The following is a 24,055-nucleotide window of genomic DNA, read 5'->3' on the forward strand; positions in this document are numbered from 1 at the left end:
AAGGCGATGACGGATCAGTCCTCGGTCTTGGGCTTGGCGGCCTTCTTCGCCGGCGTCTTCTTGGCGGCAGGCTTCTTCGCCGCGGCCTTTTTCGGGGCGGCGGTCTTCCTGGCCGCCGGAGCCTTCTTCTTGGGCGCGGCCCCGGCCTTGGCTGCCAGCAGGGGCAGGGCATCCTCCAGCGTCAGGTCTTCGGGCGCCGTTCCCTTGGGCAGGGTGGCGTTGATCTTGCCGGACTTGACGTAGGGGCCGAAGCGGCCGGCCATGACGTGGATCGGCTCGCCCGTTTTCGGGTGGGCGCCCAGGTCCTTCAGCGGGGCGGCGGCGGAACCGCGCCCGGCGCGCCCGGCGCGTTTTTCGGCTAGCAGGGCGACCGCGCGGTTCAGACCGACCTCGAACACCTCGTCGATGTCCGACACATTGGCGTAGGTGCCCGCGTGCAGGACGAAGGGTCCGTAACGGCCCAGACCCGCCGTGATCATCTTGCCGTCCTCGGGGTGGACCCCGACCTCGCGCGGCAGGGCCAGAAGGCGCAACGCCTGGTCCAGACTGAGCGAGGCGGGCGACCAGCCCTTGGGCAGGGACGAGCGTTTCGGCTTCTCCCCATCCGGCGGCGTGATTTCGACATAGGGACCGAACCGGCCGATCTTCAGCTGCACCGGCTGGCCGGTCGCCGGGTCGGTTCCCAGTTCGCGGTCGCCGCTTTCCGCCGATCCGTCCTCGGCCGAGGGGCTGGCGACGGGGCGGGTGTATTTACAGTCGGGATAGCGCGAGCAGCCAATGAAGGCGCCGAAGCGGCTGGTCTTCAGGCTGAGCTGGCCCTGATGGCACAGGGGGCATTCGCGCGGGTCGGAGCCGTCGCCCTTGTCCGGGAAGATGTGGGCGCCCAGGCTTTCGTTCAGGGCGTCCAGAATGGCGGTGGTGCGCAGTTCCCCGGCGGCCTGGGTCGCGGCGTGGAAATCCTGCCAGAATTCGCGCAGCAGCACCTTCCAGTTCAAATCGCCGGCCGACACCTCGTCCAGGCGCGTCTCCAGCGCGGCGGTGAAGTCGTATTCGACCCATTTGGCGAAGAACTGCTCCAGGAAGGCCGTGACCAGCCGTCCCTTGTCCTCGGGATAGAAGCGGTTCTTGTCGACGCGGACATATTCGCGGTCGCGCAGGGTCGACAGGGTCGAGGCGTAGGTCGACGGGCGGCCAATGCCCAGTTCTTCCAGCTTCTTGACCAGGGTGGCTTCCGAATAGCGCGGGGGCGGTTCAGTGAAATGCTGGTCGGTGCGGATGGCGTCGACCTTGGCCCTGGCGCCTTCCTTCAGGGCGGGCAGGCGGCTGGTGTCGTCCTCGCCCTCGTCGCCCTCAGCGCCCTTCTGCTTCTCGTCGCGGCCTTCCTCATAGACGGCCAGGAAGCCGTCGAAGGTGACGACCTGGCCGGTGGCGCGCAGGCCGGTCAGGCCGTCGGAGGTCTCGATCTCGACCGTGGTGCGGTCCAGACGCGCGGCCTCCATCTGGGAGGCGACCATCCGCTTCCAGATCAGTTCGTACAGACGCTGCAGATCGGAATCGAGGCGCACGGAATCGGGATGGCGCGCGATGTTGGTCGGGCGGATCGCTTCGTGCGCTTCCTGGGCGTTCTTGGCCTTGACCTTGTAGAAGCGTGGCTCGGACGGGACATAGGCGGGGCCGTATTCCTTGCCGATCACCTCGCGCGCCTGGGCCAGACCCTCGGGGCTGACCGAAACGCCGTCGGTCCGCATATAGGTGATCAGGCCGCCGGTCTCGTCGACGCCTTCATACAGTTTCTGGGCCGCCTGCATGGTGCGCTGGGCGGTGAAGCCCAGTTTGCGCGAGGCTTCCTGTTGCAGGGTCGAGGTGGTGAAGGGCGGCGCCGGATTCCGCCGAACCGGCTTCTTCTCGACCGAGTTGATGGTGAAGTCGCCGGCCTTGATCGCGGCGCGGGCGGCGTCGGCGGTCGCCTCGTCCTTGATGTCCAGACGCTGCACGCGCTTTCCGGCGTGCTTGACCAGACGGGCGGTGAAAGGCGGGCTATCGGCGTTCAGGTCGGCCTCGATGGACCAGTATTCCTGAGGCTTGAACTTCTCGATCTCCATTTCGCGATCAACGACGATGCGAAGGGCGACCGACTGCACACGTCCGGCCGAACGCGCGCCCGGCAGCTTGCGCCACAGGACCGGCGACAGGGTGAAGCCCACCAGATAGTCCAGCGCGCGGCGGGCCAGATAGGCCTCGACCAGCTCCATGTCGATCTGGCGCGGGTTGGCCATGGCGTCCAGCACGGCGGACTTGGTGATGGCGTTGAAGGTGACGCGCTCGACGTGCGCGGCCTTCAGCGCCTTCTTCTTGTTCAGGACTTCCAGAACGTGCCAGCTGATCGCTTCCCCTTCGCGGTCGGGGTCGGTCGCCAGGATGACGCGGTCGGCGCGCTTGGCGGCCTCGGCGATTTCGGACAGGCGTTTGGTGCCCTTGGCGTCGGCCTCCCAGTGCATGGAGAAGTCGTCGTCGGGCAGGACCGAGCCGTCCTTGGACGGCAGGTCGCGGACGTGGCCATACGAGGCCAGAACCTCATAGTCCGAGCCCAGATACTTATTGATGGTCTTGGCCTTTGCGGGGCTCTCGACGATGACGAGCTTCATATCGGTCCGGTCTCGGGAAGGGGCGCGAACGTGGTTGGAGCGGAGCCGGGAGTCAATCGGCCTCTTGGTCTTACACCTACAGGTAGTTGTGTTTTGTATCGGCTCGGTTAGATTGTGAGCGCTGCAGCGGAGACGATCATGGCCAGCGCAACGAACTCGGCGGCTGCGCCGAGCGATCAGAACGACATCGAGGCGGGGGCCTTTCCGACGCGAGAATATATCGGGGCCATGGCGCTGGAAATGGCGCGGATGGCGCGCGAGGAGGGCGACGGCCGCCTCGCGGGGCTGCTGGAGGATGCGGCGGGCGCGGCGGCGCTGCCGCCTCGTTAGGATTGCTGCGGCTTTAAATCGACGCCAGGCCGCCGGGCAGAAGTTCGGCGCGGCCGACGAGGCTGAGTTCCAGAAGAGCGGCGGCGACCTGGGCGGCCGGGGCGTTCAGGGCGCGGGCGATCTCGTCGCGCGGCGCGGGCGTGGGTGACAGCAGGGCGGCGACCCGCTCCAGGAAGGCCTGATCCAGTTCGTCGTCGAAGCGCAGGGGTTCGGCCGGCGGCTCGCGCAGGGTGCGCAGGGTGTTGAAGGCGCGCTCGATGTCTTCGATTCCCTCGCAAAGGATGGCGCCCTGACGCAGCAGTTCGTTGGGACCGCGTGCGCGCGGGTCGAGCGGCGAGCCGGGCACGGCGAAGACGTCGCGGCCCTGTTCGGCGGCCAGACGCGCGGTGATCAGGGAGCCGGAGCGGACTTCGGCCTCCACCACCACGACGCCGCGCGAGAGGCCCGAGATGATGCGGTTGCGACGCGGGAAGTCGCGTGCCTGGGCGCGGGCGCCGACCGGACTTTCGGAGACGATGCAGCCGTTTTCCGTCAGCCGGGCGTAAAGGTCGGCGTGTTCCGGCGGATAGATGTCGTTCACCCCGCCGCCCAGGACGGCGACGGTCCCGGTCGGCATGGCGCCTTCGTGAGCGGCCGCGTCGATGCCGCGCGCCATGCCGGAGATGACGACATAGCCGCTTTGTCCCAGCTGCTGGGCCAGGCCGCGCGCAATTCGCTGACCGCCCGCCGAGGCGATGCGAGCGCCGACGATGGCGACGGACGGGCGGTTCAGCAGTCCGGCGTCGCCGCGCGTCCACAGGATCGGCGGCGGCGGGTCGAGCGCGGCCAACATTTCGGGATAGTCGGCGTCGCCCAGCACCAGCAGGCGCGCGCCGAGGGCCTCGCCTGCGGTCAGTTCGCGCTCGACCGCCTCGACGGGCGGCGGCGTGGAAGTCGCGCCGGACTTGCGGACCAGACCGGGCAGGGCGTCGAGGGCGGCGACGGCCGAACCGTAACGTCCGACCAACTGGGTGAAGGCGACGGGGCCGATGCGGTCTGTGCGGGCGAGCCGCAGCCGGGCGAACCGTTCGGCCGGGGCCAGGCTCACGCCTTCTTGGCCCCGATGCGCGGTTCCTCGCCTTTCAGCAGCCGGGCGATGTTCTGATGGTGGCGCACCCAGATCAGCACGGCGGCGAAGACGGTGAGGATCAGGACGGGCGCACCGACCGGCAGGCCCACCGCCGTCAGGGGCAGCAGCGCCAGCAGCGGCGCGGTCGCCGAAGAGATGAGCGCCGCCAGCGAGGAGTATCGGAACAGGAAGGCCGACAGCAGCCAGACGGCGCCGGCCATCAAACCCAGCGGCCAGGCGGCGGCGAGCAGCAGCCCATAGAAGGTCGCGACGCCCTTTCCGCCCTTGAAGCCCAGCCAGACGGGAAACAGATGGCCCAGGAAGGCCGCGCCGCCGGCGATGGCGCCGGCCAGCTCGCTGTCGAACAGATGCCGCGCGATCAGCAGGGCGGCGGCGCCCTTTCCGGCGTCCAGCAACAGGGTGGCCAGGGCCAGATCCTTGCGGCCGGTGCGCAGCACGTTCGTCGCGCCGATGTTGCCCGAACCGATGTTTCGCACGTCGCCGGCCCCCGCCGCGCGGGTGATGACCACCCCGAACGGAATCGAGCCGAGCAGATAGCCGCCCAGGGCGACCAGCGCCAAGGTTCCCACCGCCGGGCCCGCCAGATCCTGCACTTTGATTCGCTCCCCGCGTGTCGTTGCGGCAAAATGCGTCGGCGGACGACGCGGAGCAAGGGCGATCCGACCTCTTGACCCGGCGATCTGCGCCGCGTCTGGTCCGCACCCTTGCCGGAGAGTTCGATGCGCCAAATCCCGACTGTCGCCGCCGTCGCCCTGCTGATGTCCACGGCCGCCTGCGTCGGGGCGCCCGCGCCGACTGCGCCGTCGACCGCAGAGCCGGCCATGGCCGCCTATTTCGACTGCGTGCGCGACGGCGGCGTGGCGATCTCGGCTCACCGTGCAGTCTCGGCGCCCGACCAGCCGGAGAACTCCATCGCCGCCATCGAGGCGACGGGACGGGCCATCCCCGATGCGATCCTGGAACTGGATGCGGTTCTGACGAAGGACGGCCATCTGGTGCTGATGCATGACGAGACCATGGATCGGACGACGACCGGGCGGGGACGGGTGGCGGACCTGACCCTGGCCCAGGTGAAACGCGCGCGGCTGAGGGCGTCGAACGGCGCCCTGACGCGCGCGGCGCCGCCGACCCTGGGCGAGGCGCTGGACGCCGCCGGTCGCGTGGGCGCCATCGCCAGCATCGACCTGAAACCGGCGGAGGGCGGCACGACGGTCGATCTGGCGCGGGCGGTGATCGATCAGGTGCGGCGGTCGGGCGCCGGCGCCCGCGTCATCCTGATCACCTATAACGACGCCGACGCGCGGGCCGTGGCGGCGATGGCGCCGGAGATGATGATTTCGGCGGGTCTGAGCAGCGTGGCGGACCTGAGCGGGCTTAACGCGCCGCAAATCCTGGCCTGGACCGGCACGCGGGAGGAGCGACCGGCGCTGTGGCGCGCCTTGCGTCAGGCCGGGGTGGAGGTTCAGTTCGGCACCCTGGGCGCCGAAGGCGTGCGGCGCGACGACCGTTATGCGGCCGACGGCGACGTGTCGGAATATCGCGACTTGGTGCGTCAGGGCGTGACGGTGATCGCCACCGACACCCCGCTGGCGGTCAAGTCAGTGCTGGGCGCCGAGGTCGCCAAGGCCGCGACCTGTCCGCGTCCGCGCTGACGTCGGCTGGGTTTGCGCTGAATCAAGGGCGGCGGCCATGAGATCGGGCAGGAGCGCACGCATGAGCCAGGAACTGACGTTCGATATCGCCGTCGTGGGCGCGGGGCCGGCGGGCCTGGCCTTCGTCCGGTCGCTGGCGGGGGCCGGTCTGTCCGTCGCCCTGATCGAGGGGCAGGCCGAGGCTGACCTGCGCGATCCGGCGTTCGACGGGCGAGAGATCGCCCTGACGCATCATTCGATGCGCCTGTTGAAGACGATGGGTGTCTGGGACCGGATACCGGCGGATCACATCTCGGACCTGCGTCAGGCGCGGGTGCTGGACGGCGGCTCGCCCTTCGCCCTGACCTTCGGCGCGGAGGATGCGGATCGGCTGGGCGTTCTGATCCCCAATCACCTGATCCGCCGCGCCCTGTTCGATGTGGTCGAGGGGCAGGCGGGCGTCGAACTGATGGCCGGACGACGGGTGGCCGACTGTCGGATTGCGCCTGAAAAGCTGCGCGGGCGGCTGACGCTGGATGACGGGACGACGATCCGGGCGGATCTGATCGTGGCGGCCGATTCCCGCTTCTCCCTCATGCGCGACCGACTGGGCGTGGGGGCCGAGGTCAATCGGCTGGGGCGCTCCATGATGGTGTGCCGGATGCGGCACGATCAGGCGCACGGTCATGTTGCGACCGAATGGTTCGACCACGGCCAGACTATCGCCCTGTTGCCCGTCTCGGACCCTGACGAGCGGATGTCCTCGGTGGTCATGACCCTGGCGACGCCGGCCATCGCGGACCTGATGGCGCTGTCGCCGTCGGCCTTTGCGACGGCCATGGCGCGACGGTTGAAGGGGCGGCTGAGCGGATTGGAGCTGGTCGGGACGCGCCATGCCTATCCGCTGGCGACGACGTGGAGCCATCGGTTCGCAGGCGAGGGCTTCGCCCTGATCGGCGATGCGGCGGTGGGGATGCACCCGGTCACCGCCCACGGCTTCAACCTGGGTCTGCGCGGGCAGGATACCCTGGCCGGGGTGGTGCGCGGGGCGCGAGGCGCGGATATTGGGTCGGAACGGCTTCTGGCGCGCTATCAGCACACACACCGACTGGCCTGCTGGCCGCTGTATCAGGGTACGAACGCTCTCGTGCGGCTGTTCACCCAGGAAACTCCGCCAGCGCGGTTGGCGCGTGGCGCCATGCTGCGCGCCGGTCAGGCCACGGTCCCGTTCAAGGCGGTGGTGAAGCGGATGCTGACGGCCTGACGGTTGAAGGTCAGTGAACCTTGCGGCCCGCGACCCATGTGCCGACGACCTTGCCCTGCAAGCGGCGACCGTCGAAGGGTGAGTTCTTCGATTTGGAGTGCAGGGCGTCGGCGTCGATGACGACGGGCGCGCCGGGATCGAACAGGATCAGGTCGGCGGGCGCGCCCTCGCTCAGCACGCCGGCGTCCAGCCCCAGCAGGGCGGCGGGGCCCTGGGTCAGGGGACGCAGCACGTCCAGCAGGTCCAGACCATAGTCGTGGTGCAGGGTCAGGGCGGCGGGCAGCAGGGTTTCCAGACCGACGGCGCCGGGCGCGGCCTCGGCGAACGGACGGCGCTTGTCCTCGGCGGGGGCGGGGGCGTGGGCCGAGGTGATGACGTCGATCAGGCCGTCGCGCACGGCCTCGATCAGGGCCTGACGGTCGGCCTCTGAACGCAGCGGCGGGTCCAGCCGGTAGAAGGTGCGGTAGTCGCCGATGTCCACCTCGTTGAAGCACAGGTGGTTGATCGAGACGCTGGCGGCGACCTCCAGCCCCTTGGCGCGGGCGCGGGCCAGGGTCTCCAGCGCGCCTTCGGTCGAAATCTGATCGACCAGGAAACGGGCGCCCGTCTGTTCGACCAGGGCCAGGTCGCGCTCCAGCCCGATGCGCTCGGCGATGGCCGGACTGCCCGACAGACCCAGGCGGGTGGCCAGTTCGCCGGAGGCGGCGACGGCGCCCTCGGTCAGCCAGGGATCGGACGGACGGCAGGCGATCAGGGCGTTGAAGGCGGCGGCGTAGCTCATCACCCGTTGCAGGGTGCGGCTGTTGACGATGACCTTGTCGACGTCGGTGAAATAGAGGGCGCCCGCCTCGTCCATCAGGCCGATCTCGGCCATGCGTTCGCCGCCCAGACCCTTGGTCGCCGCGCCCGCCGCGCGCACGTTGACGAGGTTCAGGGCTGCGCCGCGTCGCTGGACGAATTCGATCACCGCCGGGTCGTCGACGGCGGGGTCGGTGTCGGGCTGGACGACGATGGTTGTCACGCCCCCGGCGGCGGCGGCCAGACTGGCGGACTTCAACGTCTCGCGCGGTTCGGCGCCGGGCTCGCCGGTCTTGACACGAATGTCGATCAGGCCGGGCGACAGGCACAGGCCGTCGGCGTCGATGATCTGGTCGGCGTCGAGGTCGGGGGCGGGGCCGTGGACCACGCGGACGATGCGGCCGTCGCGAACCAGAACGGCGCCCGGACCGTCATAGTCGCAGGCGGGGTCCAGAAGGCGGGCGTTGGCGATGGCGAATGTGGTCATCGGGCGTCTCCCCAACGGGCGGAGAGGGAGGCCAGGACGGCCATACGGGCGGCGACGCCCATTTCGACCTGATCCTGGATCAGCGAGACGGACAGGTCGTCGGCGACATCGGAATCGATCTCGACGCCCCGGTTCATCGGGCCGGGGTGCATGACCTTGGCGCCGGGTTTGGCCCAGGCCAGCTTCTCGCGGTCCAGACCCCAGAAACGGAAATACTCGCGCGTGGAGGGGACCAGGGCCCCGGCCATCCGCTCCAGCTGGAGGCGCAGCATCATAACCACGTCGCAGCCCTGAAGCCCCTCGCGCATGTCGTGGAAGACCTCGCAGCCCCAGCGGTCGGCGTCGCCCGGCACCAAGGTCGGCGGGCCGATCAGGCGCACCCGCGCGCCCATCATCTGCAACAGGGCGACGTTGGAACGGGCCACGCGGCTGTGGGTGATGTCGCCGCAGATGGCGACGGTCAGACTGGTCACATCGCCGAAGGCGCGGTGCAGCGACAACAGGTCCAGCAGGGCCTGGGTCGGGTGTTCGTGGCGGCCGTCGCCCGCATTGACCACGGCGCAGCCGACCTTCTGGCTGAGCAGTTCCGCCGCGCCCGAGGCCGAGTGTCGGATGACCAGAATGTCCGGCTTCATGGCGTTCAGCGTGACCGCCGTGTCGATCAGGGTCTCGCCCTTCTTCACCGAGGACGCGGCGACCGGCATGGTCACGACATCCGCGCCCAGACGCTTGGCCGCGATCTCGAACGATGAACTGGTGCGGGTCGAGTTCTCGAAGAACAGGTTCACCACGGTTCGGCCGTGCAGCACTTCCAGCGCCTTGGACGACTGGCGATTGAAGTCGACGAAGGCGTCGCCCAAGTCCAGCAGTTGCGGCGTCACGAACGGATTCAGGTCCGACGCGGCCAGGAAGTGGGATTTCGGGAACGGGACCAGCCGGTCGCGGATGGTCCGATCGGTGACTTGAGCGGGCTGGGTCATCGAGACGCGGCTATAGGCGTGACTCGGCCCCAATTCCAGTGTCGGGCGCCAGTCAGGTGAAGTGGAACAGGGCCAGCAGAACGGGAATGACCACGGCGCTGCCCACGGTGGTCAGGGCGATGACGCCCGCGATCAGGGGCGCGTCGCCGCCCATCTGACGCGCCAGTATATAGGAGGCGGCGGAACCGGGCGCCGCGCCGCAGATCAGGGCGATGCCTTGCGCCAGACTGTCGCCGCCCAGGGCCCAGGCGATGACCCACATCAGGGGCGGCATGACCCCCAGCTTGACCAGGGCGACGGCGGCGATGGTGGTGCGGCGGCGTTTGACCTCGGCGAAGGACAGTCCCGCGCCGGCGACGATCAGCCCCAGCGGCAGAGCGGCGGCGCCCAGCAGGTCCATGGCTTCCGACAGGCCGGGGATCAGCGGAACGCGCAGCAGGTTCAGCGCCAGTCCGATCAGACAGGCCAGCAGGATCGGATTGGCCAGCATCGACTTGATCAGGCCGACGACCGAAGGCTCGCGACGTAGCGCGCCCCATTTGGCCAGGACGGCGACGCAGGTGATGTTGGTGACGGGAATGATGAAGGCGATGGCCACGGCGGCCAGGGCCGTGCCTTCCGAGCCATAGACCGACTGGATCACCGGCACGAAGACGAAGCTGTTCCAGCGGATCACGCCCTGAAAGACGCTGGTGTAGGCCGGGCCGTCCAGAGTGATCAGAGGCTTGGCCGCCAGCGTCGCCGCCGCCACGATCAAAGTCGCTCCCACCGCCGCCGCGCCCGCCACGGTCGCTCCGCCGCCCGCCAGATCGGCGTGCCAGATCGCGGGGATCAGGAAGCTGGGATAGAAGATGTTGATCGACAGCTTCTCGATCGGTCGCCACGCCTCGTCGGGCAGGAAGCCGGATTTTCGCAGGCCATAGCCCAGGGCGATCATCAGAAAGACCGGCAGGACGCCGGCGACCAAGGCCGTCAAATCCAGCTCGCCTGATCCCGCACCCGATCCAGCGCCCCCTGCAGAATCCAGGCGGCGGCGGTGCGGTCCACGACCTGGGCGCGGCGCTTGCGGTTCAGGTCCAGGTCCTCGATCAGGAAGCGTTCGACGGCGCTGGTCGACAGGCGCTCGTCCCAGAAGGCGACGTTGACGGGCCGCAGCCGCTCAAGATTACGGGCGAAGGCGCGGCAGGACTGGGCGCGCGGGCCTTCCGTGCCGTCCATATTGACCGGCAGGCCGATGACCAGAGCCGACACCTTGCGGTGCGCCATCAGCTTGAACAGCTGCTCGGCCTCCAGCGTGAACTTGGACTTGCGGATCAACTCCAGCGGCGAGGCGATCAGGCGCGTGGCGTCCGACACCGCCACCCCGATGGTCTTCTCGCCCAGATCCAGCCCCATCCACGGCGTGTCGGGCGGGCAGGCGGCGGGCAGGTCGAGAAGGTCGAGAACGGGCACGGCCGGGCGGTAGGCCGCAAACCGGCGGAAGTCAAAGGCGTCGCCTTGTGAATCCGAAGTCGGAAGGCTATCCCGCCGATACATTCCCTATCGACGTGCATTGGAGGGCCGCATGGCCATCGACGCTGCGACGGTGCGCAAGGTGGCGCATCTCGCCCGCATCAAGACCCCCGAGGATCGGCTGGAGCCGCTGGCGCAGGAGCTGAACGGCATCCTGGCCTGGATCGAGCAGCTGGATCAGGTCGATGTCGACGGCGTCGACCCCATGACCTCGAACGTGGCCCAACCCTTGCGTCTGCGCGACGACGTGGTGACGGACGGCGACAAGATCGCCGACGTCCTGTCCAACGCTCCGAAATCCGCCGACGGCTTCTTCGTCGTGCCCAAGGTGGTCGACTGATCATGAGCGACCTGACCAAATTGACCCTGAAGGCGGCCGTCGACGGGCTGAAGGCCAAGGAGTTTTCCTCGGCGGAAATCACCCAGGCTTTCCTGAGCAATATCGAAGCCTCGAACCCGACGCTGAACGCCTATGTCGAGGTGACGGCGGACAAGGCGATAGACATGGCCAAGGCGTCCGACGCCCGTCTGGCGGCGGGCGATGGCGGCGTGCTGGAAGGCGCGCCTCTGGGGATCAAGGACCTGTTCTGCACCGAGGGCGTACAGACGACCGCCGGCTCCAACATGCTGCGCGGCTTCGTGCCGCCCTATGAATCGACCGTGACCGCCAATCTGTGGCGCGACGGGGCGGTCATGCTGGGCAAGCTGAACATGGACGAATTCGCCATGGGTTCGTCCAACGAAACCTCGGCCTTCGGGCCGGTGAAGAACCCGTGGAAGTCCAGCGGCTCCAACGCCGATCTGACGCCGGGCGGTTCGTCGGGCGGTTCGGCTTCGGCCGTGGCCGCCGACCTGTGCCTGGCGGCGACCGCATCGGACACCGGCGGCTCGATCCGCCAGCCCGCCGCCTTCACCGGCACCGTCGGGATCAAGCCGACCTATGGCCGCGCCAGCCGGTTCGGCATGGTGGCCTTCGCCTCGTCGCTGGATCAGGCAGGCCCGATCACCAAGACGGTCGAGGATGCGGCCCTGCTGCTGCAATCCATGTGCTCGTTCGACGCCAAGGATTCGACCAGCCTGGACATCGCGACGCCCGACTGGACCCAATCGGTCGGCCAATCGGTCAAGGGGCTGCGCATCGGCGTGCCGCGCGAATATGTCGTGGACGGGATGCCGGCCGAGATTCAGGCCCTGTGGGATCAGGGCGTGGCCTGGCTGAAGGATGCGGGTTGCGAGATCGTCGAGATCAGCCTGCCGCACACCAAATATGCCCTGCCGACCTATTATATCGTCGCGCCGGCCGAGGCGTCGTCGAACCTGGCCCGTTACGACGGGATGCGGTTCGGGCATCGGGCGGACGAGTTCAAGTCGCTGGACGACCTGTACGCCACCTCTCGCGCGGAAGGTTTCGGCAAGGAGGTCCAGCGTCGCCTGACCATCGGCGCCTATGTGCTGTCGGCCGGCTTCTACGACGCCTATTACGTCAAGGCGCTGAAGGTGCGTCGGCGCATCGCCGAGGACTTCGACAACGTCTGGGGTCAGGTGGACGCCATCCTGACGCCGTCGACGCCGTCGGCCGCCTTCGCGCTGGGCGACAAGCAGATCGACCCGCTGACCATGTATCTGAACGACGTCTTCACGGTGACGACCAATCTGGCCGGTCTGCCGGGCATTTCGGTGCCGGCGGGCGTGGATTCCGGCGGTCTGCCGCTGGGGCTTCAGGTCATCGGCAAGGCGTTGGACGAGGCGACGGTGTTCCAGGTCGGCGGGGCGCTGGAACGCGCGGCGGGCTTCATGGCCAAGCCGGGCCGCTGGTGGTAGGCCGTCCAGCGTAGGAAGGTCGCATTGACGCCCGCGCCCGGCGGGCGTCTGATGGCTCCCGACGACGAGGCCGTTGGGAGCCGAGCATGGGCGAGCGCGCAGGAAACGACCACCGCAGCCTGATCAAACAGGTGCTGGACGACGGGGCCGGGCCGGCCCGGTCGGCGCTGGCGGCGTCGTGGCGCCGGTCGATGACCCTGTATGGGCTGGACCCTGAAAGCCAGGGTCAGGTCGCCACCCTGACGGAGGGCCAGCTTCGCGCCGCGCGCGAGGCGATGGAGCCGGTGACGCAGGCGGCGCAGGGCGTGCTGGACCGGCTGTTTCTCGCCGTGGGCGACGCGGGGTGCTGCGTCCTGCTGTGCGACGCCTCGGGCGTGCCGGTCGAGCGTCGGGGTATGGCCAGCGACGACGACACCTTCCATCGCTGGGGACTGTGGCCCGGCGCCGTCTGGTCCGAAGCGGTGGAAGGCACCAACGGCATCGGCACGGCCCTGGCCGAAAAACGGGCCGTGACCATCCATCGCGACCAGCATTTTCACGCGCGCAACATCGGCCTGAGCTGTTCCAGCCATCCCATCTACGACCATCTGGGGCGGCTGGCCGGGGCGCTGGACGTGTCGTCGTGCCGGGCGGACCAGACCGAGGCCATGCTGGGCCTGATCACTGCCGCCGTCGCGGATGCGGCGCGCGCCATCGAATCCCAGGCCTTCCGCAAGGCCTTTTCCGAGGCGCGGATCGTGCTGGCCGGCGACGTGGCCGAGCGTAATACGGCGGCCCTCTTGGCCGTTGACCGCGACGATCTGGTGGTCGGGGCCACGCGGGCGGCGCGACTGGCCCTGTCGATCACGGACGAGCGGATCGCGGGCCAACTGGCGGCGTCCGAGGTTCTGGGCGGCGGCTCCATCGAGGCGGACCTGCTGGAGGCCGAGCGCGGGGCGGTTCGGCGGGCGCTGGCGCTGAACAACGGCAATGTGTCGGCGGCGGCGCGGGGGCTGGGCGTCAGTCGCGCGACCCTGCATCGCAAACTGCACCGGCTGGGACTGGCGGGCGCCGCCCACTGAACCGACCTGTCGCAAACCTGCGACAGGTTTGCAGCGCACCATGAACCGCCGGTCTGGCGCGCGCGGCCGGCGAGGACGAGCTTCCGGTCCCAACGACGTCGACAAGCGACGCCCGAGGAACACGTCAGGAAGCCATCATGACCAAGCCCGAATTCACCCGCGCCGCCACCCCCAAGTTCAAGGCGCGCTATGACAACTTCATCGGCGGACAGTGGGTCCCGCCGGTGAACGGCCGCTATTTCGAGAACACCTCCCCGGTGAACGGCCGCGTCCTGTGCGAGGTCGCACGTTCGGACGCGGCCGACGTCGAAAAGGCGCTGGACGCCGCCCATGCCGCCAAGGACGCCTGGGGCCAGACCAGCGTGGCGGAGCGCGCTCTGCTGCTAAACCGCATCGCCGACCGGATCGAACAGAACCTTCAGGCCGTCGCCGAGGCCGAGACCTGGGACAACGGCAAGCCGGTGCGGGAGACGCTGGCGGCCGACATCCCGCTGGCCATCGACCATTTCCGCTATTTCGCCGGCTGCATCCGCGCGCAGGAAGGCGGGATTTCCGAGCTGGATCACAACACCGTCGCCTATCACTTCCACGAGCCGCTGGGCGTGGTGGGACAGATCATTCCCTGGAACTTCCCGATCCTGATGGCGGCGTGGAAGATCGCCCCGGCCCTGGCGGCGGGCAATTGCATCGTGCTGAAGCCGGCCGAACAGACCCCGGCCTCCATCCTCATGGTGGTCGAACTGATCCAGGACCTGCTGCCGGCGGGCGTGCTGAACATCGTGTCGGGCACCGGCGTCGAGGTCGGCGAACCGTTGGCCACCAATCCGCGCATCGCCAAGATCGCCTTCACCGGCTCGACCGCCGTCGGTCAGAAGATCATGGAATATGCGACCAGGAACATCATTCCGGTGACGCTGGAGCTGGGCGGCAAGTCGCCCAACATCTTCTTCAAGGACGTGATGGATCACGACGACGCCTTCCTGGACAAGGCGCTGGAAGGCTTCGCCATGTTCGCTCTGAACCAGGGCGAGGTCTGCACCTGCCCCAGCCGTGCGCTGGTGCATGAGGACATCTACGAGGCCTTCATCGAGAAGGCGATCGCGCGGGTGAAGGCGATCAAACAGGGCGATCCGCTCGATCCCGCAACCCAGGTCGGCGCCCAGGCGTCGGACCAGCAGCTCAAGAAAATCCTGGGTTATCTGAAGATCGGCACGGACGAAGGCGCCGAGGTCCTGACCGGCGGCCATCAGGCGGTGCTGAAAGACGATCTGTCGGGCGGCTTCTACGTCGAGCCGACCGTGTTCAAGGGCACCAACAACATGCGGATCTTCCAGGAGGAAATCTTCGGCCCCGTCCTGGCCGTGACCACTTTCAAGACGCTGGAAGAGGCCATCGCCATCGCCAACGACACCGAATACGGCCTGGGCGCCGGGGTGTGGTCGCGCGACATGAACACCGCCTATCGCGCCGGCCGCGCCATTCAGGCCGGACGGGTGTGGACCAACTGCTATCACCAGTATCCCGCCCACGCGGCCTTCGGCGGCTACAAGAAGTCGGGCATCGGGCGCGAGAACCACCGGATGATGCTGGACCACTATCAGCAGACCAAGAACCTGCTGGTCAGCTACAGCCCCGACAAACTGGGCTTCTTCTGATCTGAATCAAGGATGGCCGGTTTCGGATCGGCCATCCTTCGCCTTGCACGCCGAACCACTCCCACGGCGCGCGAAACTCCCCGGCGGACGGGTCGATCTCCTGCTTTCGGCCCGTCCGTCGCCTTCCCTTGAAATCGAGGAGACGTTCCATGACCAAGACCATGAAGGCCGCCGTCGTGCGCGCGTTCGGCAAACCGTTGACCATTGAGGAAGTCGCCGTGCCCGAGCCGGGCCCCGGCCAGATCCAGGTCAAGATCGAAGCCTCCGGCGTTTGCCACACCGACCTGCACGCCGCCGAGGGCGACTGGCCCGTCAAGCCCAACCCGCCCTTCATTCCCGGCCATGAGGGCGTCGGCTACGTCTCGGCCGTGGGGGCGGGGGTCAAGCTGGTCAAGGAAGGCGACCGGGTCGGCGTGCCGTGGCTCTATTCGTCCTGCGGCCACTGCAAACACTGTCTCGGCGGCTGGGAGACCCTGTGCCACGAGCAGGAGAACACCGGCTATTCCGTCAATGGCGGGTTCGCGGAATACGCCATCGCCGATCCGAACTATGTCGGACACCTGCCGGCCAACGTCAGCTTCACCGACATCGCCCCGATCCTGTGCGCCGGGGTCACGGTCTATAAGGGGCTGAAGATGACGGACACCAAGCCGGGCGACTGGGTGGTCATTTCGGGCATCGGCGGCTTGGGCCACGTCGCGGTTCAATACGCCAAGGCCATGGGCATGAACGTCGCCGCCGTGGACGTGGACGACGCCAAGCTGGACCTGGCGCGACGGCTGGGTGCCACCGTGACGGTCAACGCCAAGACCTCCAACGATCCCGCCGCCGACATCAAGGTCCAGACGGACGGCGGCGCTCAGGGCGTGCTGGTCACGGCCGTCTCGCCCAAGGCGTTCGAACAGGCGGTCAACATGACCTCGCGCGGGGCGACCATCGCCCTGAACGGCCTGCCGCCCGGCGACTTCCCGCTGTCGATCTTCGACATGGTGCTGAACGGGACGACGGTGCGCGGCTCCATCGTGGGCACGCGGCTGGACCTGCAGGAAGCGCTTCAATTCGCCGCCGACGAAAAGGTCAAGGCGACGGTTGCGGTCGAGCCGCTGGAGAACATCAACGACATCTTCCAGCGGATGCACAAGGGCCAGATCGAGGGCCGGGTGGTGATGACCATCAACTGATCCGACATGGATCAGGCAGGAAAAGGGGCGGCCGGACGATCCGGCCGCCCCTTATCTTTGCGTAGTCGCCGCGATCAGGCGGCCGGCAGGGCCTTCAGATCGGCGTCGATGGCCGCGATCTTCTCATCGGTGATGTGGCCCTGAGAGAAGGGCGCGACCTGACGCAGGGTCATGCCCTTGAACTGGGCGTAGGCGGGATGACGGTCGATGCCGGGCAGATGCTTGTCCAGCACAGCCTTGGTCGCCGGGTCGGCCACCAGCGCCTCGATGGTGCTGTCGATGGTGGGGCGGGCGGCGTGATGGTCGGCGTGATGCTCATGCCCGGTCGCGGGAGCGGGGGCGGGCGTCGTCTGGGCCGAGGCGGCGCCAACGGCCAGAAGCGAGGCCGCGGCGGCGGCGAACAGGGTCTTGGTCATGGAAATCTCCGTTGAGAGACGGAAGTTGAGCGCCTTTCGCGACATCATCAAGACAGCCCCCTTTCTCGTCGCCGACGAGGGCGCTAGGACGGGCGCATGACCGACACTGTTTCGAACGCGAAAACCATCAAGGGCCGCACCGGCGATTGGGAAATCGTCATGGGGCTGGAAATCCACGCCCAGGTGGCGTCCAGGGCCAAGCTGTTTTCCGGCGCCGCCGTCGGCTTCGGCGCGGGGCCGAACGAGCAGGTGTCGCTGGTGGACGCGGGCTTTCCCGGCATGCTGCCGACGCTGAACAAACACTGTGTCGAACAGGCGGTGAAGACCGGCCTGGGCCTGCGTGCGCAGATCAACAAACGCAGCCAGTTCGACCGCAAGAACTACTTCTATCCCGACCTGCCGACCGGCTATCAGATCAGCCAGCTCTACTACCCCATCGTGGGCGAGGGCGTGGTCGAGGTGGAGGCCGAGGACGGCAGCTTCTTCAACGTCGGCATCGAGCGGCTGCACCTTGAGCAGGATGCGGGCAAGCTGATCCACGACCTGTCGCCGACCGAATCCTATGTCGACCTGAACCGGGCCGGTACGGCGCTGATGGAGATCGTTTCGCGTCCCGACCTGCGCACGCCGGAAGAGGCGGTGGCCTATGTGAAGAAGATCAGGACCATCCTGATCTATCTGGGCACCTGCGACGGCGACATGGAGAAGGGCAATCTGCGTGCCGACGTGAACGTGTCGGTGTGCCGCGCCGGAAACTACGACAAGTTCAAGCAGACGGGCGACTTCGGCTATCTGGGGACGCGCTGCGAGATCAAGAACGTCAACAGCTTCCGCTTCATTTCCCAGGCGATCCAGTATGAGGCGCGTCGCCAGATCGAGATTCTGGAGGACGGTGGTTCGATCGTTCAGGAGACGCGGCTGTTCGACCCGACCAAAGGCGAAACCCGGTCAATGCGCTCCAAGGAAGAGGCGCAGGACTATCGCTACTTCCCCGATCCCGACCTGCTGCCGCTGGATCTGGAACAGGCCTGGATCGACGACATCAAGGCGTCGCTGCCCGAACTGCCGGACGACAAGCGCAAGCGGTTGATGGCCGATTACGGCCTGTCGCAATACGACGCCATCGTGCTGATCTCGGAACAGGCCAAGGCCGACTATTTCGAGGCGGCCGCCAAGGGCCGGGACGCCAAGCTGGTGTCGAACTGGGTCACGAACGAGGTTTCGGCGCGTTTGGCCGCCGAGGGCAAGGACTTCGCAGAAAACCCGCTGCCGGCGGCCCATGTGGCGCAACTGGTCGAACTGATCGAGACGAACGTCATCTCATCCAAGATCGCGAAGGAAGTCTTCGACCACGTCTGGAACGGCGAGGGTTCGCCGGCCGAGGTTGTCGAGAAGCACGGCCTGAAACAAGTCACCGACACCGGCGCCATCGAAAAGGCCGTGGACGAGATCATCGCCGCCAACCCGGACAAGGCGGCGGCGGTGGCCGAAAAGCCGCAGGCCATCGGCTGGTTCGTCGGTCAGGTGATGAAGGCGACCGGCGGCAAGGCCAATCCGGCCGCCGTCAACGACATCCTGAAGTCCAAGCTGGGCCTCTGACGGCCAAGGCCGCGCCAAAGTCAAAGGCCCCGCAGATCGCTCTGCGGGGCCTTTTCGCTGGTTGATCAGGCCGAAACCGGCTCGATCTTGCCCGCGATCACCAGCGCCAGGCGTCGCGAACGATGTCGATGATGTAACCGTCGTCATCGTCGATCAGATACAGGGTGTTGTCGACCGACACCCAGCGGGTTCCGGGCGGCGGATAGCCCAGTCCATAGGTGCGCCAGTCCTGAAGCTGATAGCGCCAGAAGGCCTCCGGCAGATATTGGCCGACGGACCAGTCGCGCCCCCAGTAGGAGCGGGGAACGCTGTAGTAGCCCCAGCCCGGCGCGAAGTAGAAGCCGGACCGGAAGCCGTCATAGCCCCTGAACCGATAGTCGTTGCGCCACCAGTCGGCGCGATGATCGCGGTAGAAGTCGCGCCGCCAGCGTTCGGCGTCGAACCTCTGACGAAACTCGCGGCGCAGACGTTCGCGCTCGCGTTCGTTGTTCCAGTCCGGGCGCGGCCGATCCGGCCGGTCCCATCCGCCCGGTCTGTCGGGTCGGTTCCAGCCGCCGTCGGGACGTTCGGGACGCGGCCCGCCGGGATGCGGTCTGTCGGGCCGGTTCCATCCACCCTCGGGACGATCCGGGCGCGGGCCGCCGGGATGCGGTCTGTCGGGCCGGTTCCAGCCGCCGTCGGGACGTTCGGGGCGTGGGCCGCCGGGGTTCGGTCTGTCGGGCCGGTTCCATCCACCCTCGGGACGATCCGGGCGTGGACCGCCGGGATTCGGGCGGTCGGGGCGGTTCCATCCGCCTTCGGGGCGGTCGGGGCGCGGAGCGTCGGGGGTGGGTCGATCAGGCCGGTTCCAACCGCCTTCAGGACGATCAGGACGCGAGGGACCGCCTTCGGGGCGTTCGGGACGGGTCCAGCCATTGGGACGCTCGGGCCTTGGCGCATCGGCGTCGCGACGCATGGGCCGTTCGAAGCGGGGTTGCTCTTCCCTCATCATCGTCGGGCGGTCAGGGCCGCGCGTCGGACGTTCGCGATGCGGTGCGGGCTGGTCCGGCGTCTCCTGGGCCAGGGCCTGTAGAGGGGCGGAGACGGCGGCGACGGCCGTGAAAGCCATCAGGAGACGTTTCATGATCTTCTCGTTCCTGCACGCCGGTTGTCCGGCGGCTTGGGATGGACGATGCGATCCTGGCGATGAACCCAGACTGAACATGGTTTTCAGCGGGGTGGGCGCAAGAAAAAGGCCCCGCAGAGGTCTGCGGGGCCTTTCCATGGCGGGTTCAGTCCGGGCTCAATAGACGCCGGACATGACGCTGGCGATCAGGCCCGTCGCGACCGCGATCATCAGGATGTCATTGCCGGCGTGGACGTAGCGATAACCGCGCGGGGCCTCGCGCAGGCCGTAAACATACGGGTCGCGGACGTAGTAGGTGCGGTACTGGGACGGCAGATATCCGCCCGTGCGCCAGCGGTAGTCGTAGTAGCGCGGCTCGACCCGGTAATAGCCATAGCTGGGCGCGTACCAATAGCCTGCGCGCGGCCCGTTATAGCCGCGGAAGTCCGCCCGTCCGCGCCACCAGTCGCGATTGTTGCGGTCCCAGCGGTCGTTTCGCCAGTCGCGGCGGTCTTCGCGACGCTCGACCCAATAGTCGCGGCGGTCGTCGCGTCGGTCACGCCAGTATTCGCCGCGATCAGCGTAACGACCATCGCGCCAGTCGCGACGATCATCGCGGCGTTCGAGGCGGAAGTCCCGGCGGTCGTCGCGACGGTCATGACGATGTTCGCGGCGGTCGCGCTCCTGGGCCTGGACGAGCATGGGCAGGGCCGTGGTCGACAGGGCGAGGGCGACGACGGCGGCCTTGGTGAGGCGGTTCATCTGATTGCTCCCATTCTTGGGCGGCCGACAGAGGCGCCGGATCGACCCGTTAATGACGATCAGGGTCGCGCCGGGCGGCTGAATGCCCGCTGAATGGCGCGGTCAGGTTTTCGGACCCGTTCGCAACGGGGTTTTCGATGGGTGAATCGACGGTTCAGTATTCATTTCTGCTTTACTCAAAAGGTCGGCTGGCCCCTTTCGCCGTTAACTTTAACTTCAAACCACCGGTATTTGATTGGGTCTCGTAAGGCGGGCCCAGAACGGCGCCCGTTCAGGAGATACGGTGATGAACGCGCAAGAATTGGCGCACGACCTGCAGGCCCAGGACGAGGGACTGCCGCTGCCGACGCCGGATATGTCCGGCGACGACCTGTTCAAACTGGGCATGATGTATTCGGCCGGATCGGGCGGCTGTCCGATGGACCGGGTTTCGGCCCATATGATCTTCAATCTGGCGGCCATGAAGGGCTCGGTCGAGGCGCGCGTCTATCGCCGCGAGATGAGCATGGAGATGGAGCGCGAGGAGATCGCCGAGGCCCAGAAGGCCGCGCGGCGCTACATCGATCAGGGCGTGGTGCAACTGGTCGCCTGACCGACGTTCCGGCGGCCCGTCAGAACTGGGCGAAGCCGTTGCCGCGCGTTCCGTTGATCGAATAGCTGAAGCCGATGGGCAGGGCGGCGCGGACCTGGGTGAAGAAGGCCGCCAGTTCGCCCAGGGTCGAGCGGGGCACGAACAGGATGTCGCCGCGTCTCAACGGAACGACCTCGCCGCGACGCGGCCGCAGGTCGACGACCCGCATCATGCGCGATCCGCCCGGACCGCGACGGATCAGGGCCACCTGATCCGGCCGCGAGGTGGGGGCGAAGCCGCCGGCCTGAATGATCGCCTGATAGGCCTCCAGATCGCCCCCCATCTCGAAGACGCCCGGCGTCCTGACCTCGCCGTCGACCCAGACGCGGATGGGTCCGGCCTGACGCAGGGCGACCTCGACCACGGGGCGGATCAGCTGGGACGCATAGGCGCCGGAAAGGGTCTGTTGCAGTTGCGGCAGGGTCTGATCCGCCGCCATCACCGACCCGATCAGCGGCAGGGCGATGCGGCCATCCGGCCCGATCTTGACCGTGCGCGTCAACTCCGCCGCCGTCGGCGTGGCCACCTCGATCTCGTCGCCCGGATACAGCAGATATTCCGGCTCTCGATCCGTCCATTGCGCGAAGGGGACGCCGGGGAGATCGTCGTCCTGACGGCGCGGCCCATCGAATGAGGAACGCGGCGCGCCCATGCCGCCGCCGCATGCCGCCAGCGAGGCCGCGAGGGAGGCTGAACCCAGGGTCAGCAGGAACAGGCGGCGATCAGACAGCATGGGAATCGTTCGGCCCTTGAACGGCGGTTGGATGCAGCCTCGTCGGTTATGGGTAATCATCGGTTAACGCCGGTGGGCGAAGGGTGACGACAACAGGGTTTCAAGGGATTCGGGTCGCCCGATGCGTTCCACGGCATACGTCACGGCAAGACCGCGCTACGGCGTGCTGGACGTGATCGCCCTGTTATTCCGCGAACTGCTACTGATGTTGCTGGTCTTCGTGGTGATCCTGGGACTGGGCTTTGCGGCCGCGATGACGCTGAAGAAAAGCTACACCGCCACCGGATCGGTCTTCGCGGGCGTGGGCCAGGAATATGTCTATCAGCCGCGTGTCGGCACGGCGGAACGCGGGCAGGCGCCGCAGGGCGACGAGGTGGCCAATTCCGAAGCCGCCATTCTGGGGTCCAGCGCCGTGCGTCAGAAGGTGGTCCAGGCCCTGGGCCCGGCCGCCATCCTGGGCGAGGCCCCCAAGGGCGGGCCGGAACAGGCCCAGGCCGCCGCGATCAAGACGCTGGGAAGCAGCCTGGGCGTCGCCACGGCGCCGGGCAGCGCGGTGATCCATCTGACCTACAAGGCCGACGAAGCCGAGCGCGCGGCGCGGGTGCTGAACGCCATCATCGAACAGTATCTGATCTATCGACGCGAAGTGTTCCAGGACAAGACGCCGGCCATCGCCAGCCAGCGCGTCGCCTTCGAGGACGAACTGGGTCAGGCGGACCGGGCCTATGAGAACTTCCTGACCTCGAATCAGATCGGCGACTTCGCGGCGGCCAAGGCCACCCTGGCGGCGACCTATCAGACGGTGTTCACCGACCGGATGTCGACCCAGAGCCAACTGAACCAGACCAGCCAGCGGCTGAACACCCTGACGGCGCAGCAGGCGGGCACGCCGGCCGAGGTGGCGTTGCAGCAGGATCTGAACATCTCGGCGCAGGATCAGGTGCTGCAACTGCGCACCGAGCGCGAGCAACTGCTGTCGCGCTATCAGCCCGACGCCCAGCCGGTGAAGGACATCGAGGCGCGGATCAATCAGCTTCAGGCCTATGTCTCGACCGGGACGGCGGTGGGGGCCAAGGAGGTCCGCACCGGCCCGAACCCCGTCTGGACCGAGCTGGAGACGAACCGCATCAACATGCGGGCCGAGCGGGATTCGCTGGCGGCGCGTCTGTCGGTGCTGGATCGCCAGCTGAACGACATTCGCGGCCGCCAGGCGCGGCTGACCGCGCTGGAATCCGAGAACACGACCCTGGCCGGCAACCGGGAGGTGCTGAGCGCCTCGATCCGCGAGTTCCAGCAGCGCGAGACCCAGAGCCGGGCCGACAACGCCCTGGTCGCCGCCGGCGCCGACAATGTCACCGTGATCGAACGCGCCCAGCCCCCGGCGACGGGCAAGAGCCTGAAGATCCCGCTGCTGGCCGCCGTCTTCCTGTTCGCCGCCTTCACCGCCCTGTGCGTCGGCCTGTTGCGGGTGTTCACGCGGCGCGGTTTCACCACGCCGGCCTCGGTCAGCCGGACGCTGGACATGCCCGTCCTCGCCGTCGCTCCGGCGAAGGCGGCCTGACCTCAGCCGTGCTAGGCTAGGGGTTCGAGGGAGCGCCTTGGCGATTCGATGGTCGATCTGACTTCAGAAATGGCGGGTTTGTGGGCCGCGCTGGGACCGGCGCCGGCGCACCGTGCGCGCGTCATCCAGTTCGCCGCCGCCGCGACAGGCGAGGGGGCCTCCACCGTGGCGCGAGAGTTCGCCCGTCTGGCGGCCGTGCGGGCCAGAAAGCCCGTCTGGCTGATCGACGGCGACCTGGCGCAACAGGGCCAGCTGGAGGCCGTGTCGGCCGAGCCGGATCGGTTCGGCCAGATCGGCAAGGCGGCCCAGGCCTCGCCCGACGGTTCCAGCTTCTACGCCGTGACGCCGCGGGTGACGGGGCGCGACGGCAAGCCGGTGCCGGATGCGCGCCTTCTGACCGCCCGGTCCTGCCTGGGCGGGCGGCTTTGGGTGACGCACTTCCATATGGAGGCGCTGCGTTCCGGCCACCGGGTCGAGGCGCTGGGCGATCCCCGCTACTGGGAGGCGCTGCGTCCCCATGCGGACACCATCGTCATCGACGCCCCGGCGGCCGACCGCAACGACATGGCCATCATCCTGGCCCCCTTCGTCGACACGACCGTTCTGGTGGTCGCGGCCGAAAGCACCGCCGCCAGCGCGCCGGTGATCCTTCGCGACGAGATCGAGGCGGTGGGCGGACGGATCGCCGGCGTGGTGATGAACCGCTCGACCTATAGCGCGCCCGGTTTCCTTCAGCGCCTGACGGGCTGAAGCC

23 protein-coding genes are annotated in these 24,055 nt (G+C 67.9%); 12 read left to right on the forward strand and 11 right to left on the reverse strand.

Annotated features, from left to right (window positions below):
* Nucleotides 1-14: 14 nt before the first annotated feature.
* Complete coding sequence (gene topA, locus SH203_RS06620; RefSeq protein WP_087120048.1) at nt 15-2,645, reverse strand: type I DNA topoisomerase; 2,631 nt, start codon at nt 2,643-2,645, stop codon at nt 15-17.
* 138 nt (nt 2,646-2,783) lie between these two features.
* On the opposite strand from topA, the gene SH203_RS06625 reads away from it, so the two are divergent.
* Complete coding sequence (locus SH203_RS06625; RefSeq protein WP_087120049.1) at nt 2,784-2,975, forward strand: hypothetical protein; 192 nt, start codon at nt 2,784-2,786, stop codon at nt 2,973-2,975.
* Between the two features lie 13 nt (nt 2,976-2,988).
* Here the strand turns inward: SH203_RS06625 and dprA are convergent, their stop codons facing one another.
* Both dprA and plsY read right to left on the reverse strand, forming a co-directional pair.
* A complete protein-coding gene (dprA, locus tag SH203_RS06630; RefSeq protein WP_087120050.1) occupies nt 2,989-4,062 on the reverse strand; it encodes a DNA-processing protein DprA in 1,074 nt (357 codons plus the stop codon).
* Nucleotides 4,059-4,697 carry a glycerol-3-phosphate 1-O-acyltransferase PlsY gene (gene plsY, locus SH203_RS06635; RefSeq protein WP_087120051.1) on the reverse strand — a complete coding sequence of 213 codons (639 nt, stop codon included), beginning with the start codon at nt 4,695-4,697 and terminating at the stop codon, nt 4,059-4,061. Before plsY ends, dprA begins: the two co-directional genes overlap by 4 nt.
* Before the next feature lie 126 nt (nt 4,698-4,823).
* On the opposite strand from plsY, the gene SH203_RS06640 reads away from it, so the two are divergent.
* Nucleotides 4,824-5,756, forward strand: coding sequence for a glycerophosphodiester phosphodiesterase family protein (locus tag SH203_RS06640; protein WP_087120052.1), 933 nt, complete (start codon nt 4,824-4,826; stop codon nt 5,754-5,756).
* 61 nt (nt 5,757-5,817) lie between these two features.
* The gene (ubiM, locus tag SH203_RS06645; protein ID WP_087120053.1) at nt 5,818-6,999 is read left to right on the forward strand and encodes a 5-demethoxyubiquinol-8 5-hydroxylase UbiM; all 1,182 of its coding nucleotides are present in this window, start codon (nt 5,818-5,820) and stop codon (nt 6,997-6,999) included.
* Nucleotides 7,000-7,009: 10 nt separating this feature from the next.
* On the opposite strand, the gene pyrC is transcribed toward ubiM, so the two are convergent.
* From pyrC to ruvX, 4 genes are read right to left on the reverse strand one after another with little or no spacing between them, the layout of a single operon-like run.
* Entirely contained in the window at nt 7,010-8,284 is a 1,275-nt protein-coding gene (gene pyrC / locus SH203_RS06650) for a dihydroorotase (RefSeq protein WP_087120054.1), read from the reverse strand.
* Nucleotides 8,281-9,264 (reverse strand): aspartate carbamoyltransferase catalytic subunit, encoded by a 984-nt coding sequence (locus SH203_RS06655; RefSeq protein ID WP_087120055.1) that lies wholly within the window; start codon nt 9,262-9,264, stop codon nt 8,281-8,283. The genes pyrC and SH203_RS06655 overlap by 4 nt, the downstream gene beginning before the upstream one ends.
* A gap of 52 nt (nt 9,265-9,316) precedes the next feature.
* A complete protein-coding gene (locus SH203_RS06660) occupies nt 9,317-10,240 on the reverse strand; it encodes an AEC family transporter (RefSeq protein WP_087120056.1) in 924 nt (307 codons plus the stop codon).
* The gene (ruvX, locus tag SH203_RS06665; RefSeq protein ID WP_087120201.1) at nt 10,237-10,716 is read right to left on the reverse strand and encodes a Holliday junction resolvase RuvX; all 480 of its coding nucleotides are present in this window, start codon (nt 10,714-10,716) and stop codon (nt 10,237-10,239) included. Before ruvX ends, SH203_RS06660 begins: the two co-directional genes overlap by 4 nt.
* 112 nt (nt 10,717-10,828) lie before the next feature.
* Here ruvX and gatC point away from each other — a divergent pair, with 112 nt between their 5' ends.
* The 5 genes from gatC (at nt 10,829) to adhP (ending at nt 16,494) form a co-directional block, all read left to right on the forward strand.
* Nucleotides 10,829-11,116: an Asp-tRNA(Asn)/Glu-tRNA(Gln) amidotransferase subunit GatC gene (gene gatC, locus SH203_RS06670; protein ID WP_087120202.1), complete on the forward strand. Its 288-nt coding sequence runs from the start codon at nt 10,829-10,831 to the stop codon at nt 11,114-11,116.
* Nucleotides 11,117-11,118: 2 nt separating this feature from the next.
* The gene (gatA, locus tag SH203_RS06675) at nt 11,119-12,597 is read left to right on the forward strand and encodes an Asp-tRNA(Asn)/Glu-tRNA(Gln) amidotransferase subunit GatA (protein ID WP_087120057.1); all 1,479 of its coding nucleotides are present in this window, start codon (nt 11,119-11,121) and stop codon (nt 12,595-12,597) included.
* Between the two features lie 86 nt (nt 12,598-12,683).
* On the forward strand, nt 12,684-13,658 hold the full coding sequence (locus tag SH203_RS06680; RefSeq protein ID WP_087120058.1) for a GAF domain-containing protein: 975 nt from the start codon (nt 12,684-12,686) through the stop codon (nt 13,656-13,658).
* Nucleotides 13,659-13,795: 137 nt separating this feature from the next.
* A complete protein-coding gene (locus tag SH203_RS06685) occupies nt 13,796-15,313 on the forward strand; it encodes an aldehyde dehydrogenase family protein (RefSeq protein WP_087120059.1) in 1,518 nt (505 codons plus the stop codon).
* Nucleotides 15,314-15,462: 149 nt separating this feature from the next.
* Entirely contained in the window at nt 15,463-16,494 is a 1,032-nt protein-coding gene (gene adhP, locus SH203_RS06690) for an alcohol dehydrogenase AdhP (protein WP_087120060.1), read from the forward strand.
* A 74-nt stretch (nt 16,495-16,568) separates the two neighbouring features.
* On the opposite strand, the gene SH203_RS06695 is transcribed toward adhP, so the two are convergent.
* Nucleotides 16,569-16,910, reverse strand: a complete 342-nt coding sequence (locus SH203_RS06695) for a hypothetical protein (RefSeq protein WP_087120061.1) — start codon at nt 16,908-16,910, stop codon at nt 16,569-16,571.
* 96 nt (nt 16,911-17,006) lie between these two features.
* Between SH203_RS06695 and gatB the strand changes: the two genes are divergently transcribed.
* The gene (gene gatB / locus SH203_RS06700; RefSeq protein ID WP_087120062.1) at nt 17,007-18,509 is read left to right on the forward strand and encodes an Asp-tRNA(Asn)/Glu-tRNA(Gln) amidotransferase subunit GatB; all 1,503 of its coding nucleotides are present in this window, start codon (nt 17,007-17,009) and stop codon (nt 18,507-18,509) included.
* A gap of 97 nt (nt 18,510-18,606) precedes the next feature.
* Here gatB and SH203_RS15750 read toward each other — a convergent pair whose 3' ends face one another.
* Nucleotides 18,607-19,632, reverse strand: a complete 1,026-nt coding sequence (locus SH203_RS15750; protein ID WP_234989406.1) for an RcnB family protein — start codon at nt 19,630-19,632, stop codon at nt 18,607-18,609.
* A gap of 159 nt (nt 19,633-19,791) precedes the next feature.
* The gene (locus tag SH203_RS06710; RefSeq protein ID WP_087120063.1) at nt 19,792-20,376 is read right to left on the reverse strand and encodes an RcnB family protein; all 585 of its coding nucleotides are present in this window, start codon (nt 20,374-20,376) and stop codon (nt 19,792-19,794) included.
* 286 nt (nt 20,377-20,662) lie between these two features.
* Between SH203_RS06710 and SH203_RS06715 the strand changes: the two genes are divergently transcribed.
* Nucleotides 20,663-20,968, forward strand: coding sequence for a hypothetical protein (locus SH203_RS06715; protein ID WP_087120064.1), 306 nt, complete (start codon nt 20,663-20,665; stop codon nt 20,966-20,968).
* 19 nt (nt 20,969-20,987) lie between these two features.
* On the opposite strand, the gene SH203_RS06720 is transcribed toward SH203_RS06715, so the two are convergent.
* Nucleotides 20,988-21,740: a polysaccharide biosynthesis/export family protein gene (locus SH203_RS06720; RefSeq protein ID WP_087120065.1), complete on the reverse strand. Its 753-nt coding sequence runs from the start codon at nt 21,738-21,740 to the stop codon at nt 20,988-20,990.
* A 121-nt stretch (nt 21,741-21,861) separates the two neighbouring features.
* Between SH203_RS06720 and SH203_RS06725 the strand changes: the two genes are divergently transcribed.
* Complete coding sequence (locus SH203_RS06725) at nt 21,862-23,301, forward strand: chain-length determining protein (RefSeq protein ID WP_087120066.1); 1,440 nt, start codon at nt 21,862-21,864, stop codon at nt 23,299-23,301.
* Between the two features lie 48 nt (nt 23,302-23,349).
* Nucleotides 23,350-24,051, forward strand: a complete 702-nt coding sequence (locus tag SH203_RS06730; RefSeq protein WP_087120067.1) for a hfsB — start codon at nt 23,350-23,352, stop codon at nt 24,049-24,051.
* Nucleotides 24,052-24,055 lie beyond the last annotated feature (4 nt).

It is taken from the genome of Brevundimonas sp. SH203, from assembly GCF_002157625.1.
In the GTDB taxonomy this organism is placed as follows: Bacteria; Pseudomonadota; Alphaproteobacteria; order Caulobacterales; family Caulobacteraceae; genus Brevundimonas.

What these genes read in the sequence shown, in the direction of transcription:
- topA (WP_087120048.1), bottom strand. Translation starts at nt 2,645, where the DNA reads ATGAAGCTCGTCATCGTCGAGAGCCCCGCAAAGGCCAAGACCATCAAT.
- SH203_RS06625 (WP_087120049.1), top strand. Translation starts at nt 2,784, where the DNA reads ATGGCCAGCGCAACGAACTCGGCGGCTGCGCCGAGCGATCAGAACGAC.
- SH203_RS06640 (WP_087120052.1), top strand. Translation starts at nt 4,824, where the DNA reads ATGCGCCAAATCCCGACTGTCGCCGCCGTCGCCCTGCTGATGTCCACG.
- ubiM (WP_087120053.1), top strand. Translation starts at nt 5,818, where the DNA reads ATGAGCCAGGAACTGACGTTCGATATCGCCGTCGTGGGCGCGGGGCCG.
- pyrC (WP_087120054.1), bottom strand. Translation starts at nt 8,284, where the DNA reads ATGACCACATTCGCCATCGCCAACGCCCGCCTTCTGGACCCCGCCTGC.
- SH203_RS06655 (WP_087120055.1), bottom strand. Translation starts at nt 9,264, where the DNA reads ATGACCCAGCCCGCTCAAGTCACCGATCGGACCATCCGCGACCGGCTG.
- gatC (WP_087120202.1), top strand. Translation starts at nt 10,829, where the DNA reads ATGGCCATCGACGCTGCGACGGTGCGCAAGGTGGCGCATCTCGCCCGC.
- gatA (WP_087120057.1), top strand. Translation starts at nt 11,119, where the DNA reads ATGAGCGACCTGACCAAATTGACCCTGAAGGCGGCCGTCGACGGGCTG.
- SH203_RS06680 (WP_087120058.1), top strand. Translation starts at nt 12,684, where the DNA reads ATGGGCGAGCGCGCAGGAAACGACCACCGCAGCCTGATCAAACAGGTG.
- SH203_RS06685 (WP_087120059.1), top strand. Translation starts at nt 13,796, where the DNA reads ATGACCAAGCCCGAATTCACCCGCGCCGCCACCCCCAAGTTCAAGGCG.
- adhP (WP_087120060.1), top strand. Translation starts at nt 15,463, where the DNA reads ATGACCAAGACCATGAAGGCCGCCGTCGTGCGCGCGTTCGGCAAACCG.
- SH203_RS06695 (WP_087120061.1), bottom strand. Translation starts at nt 16,910, where the DNA reads ATGACCAAGACCCTGTTCGCCGCCGCCGCGGCCTCGCTTCTGGCCGTT.
- gatB (WP_087120062.1), top strand. Translation starts at nt 17,007, where the DNA reads ATGACCGACACTGTTTCGAACGCGAAAACCATCAAGGGCCGCACCGGC.
- SH203_RS15750 (WP_234989406.1), bottom strand. Translation starts at nt 19,632, where the DNA reads ATGAAACGTCTCCTGATGGCTTTCACGGCCGTCGCCGCCGTCTCCGCC.
- SH203_RS06710 (WP_087120063.1), bottom strand. Translation starts at nt 20,376, where the DNA reads ATGAACCGCCTCACCAAGGCCGCCGTCGTCGCCCTCGCCCTGTCGACC.
- SH203_RS06715 (WP_087120064.1), top strand. Translation starts at nt 20,663, where the DNA reads ATGAACGCGCAAGAATTGGCGCACGACCTGCAGGCCCAGGACGAGGGA.
- SH203_RS06720 (WP_087120065.1), bottom strand. Translation starts at nt 21,740, where the DNA reads ATGCTGTCTGATCGCCGCCTGTTCCTGCTGACCCTGGGTTCAGCCTCC.
- SH203_RS06725 (WP_087120066.1), top strand. Translation starts at nt 21,862, where the DNA reads ATGCGTTCCACGGCATACGTCACGGCAAGACCGCGCTACGGCGTGCTG.
- SH203_RS06730 (WP_087120067.1), top strand. Translation starts at nt 23,350, where the DNA reads ATGGTCGATCTGACTTCAGAAATGGCGGGTTTGTGGGCCGCGCTGGGA.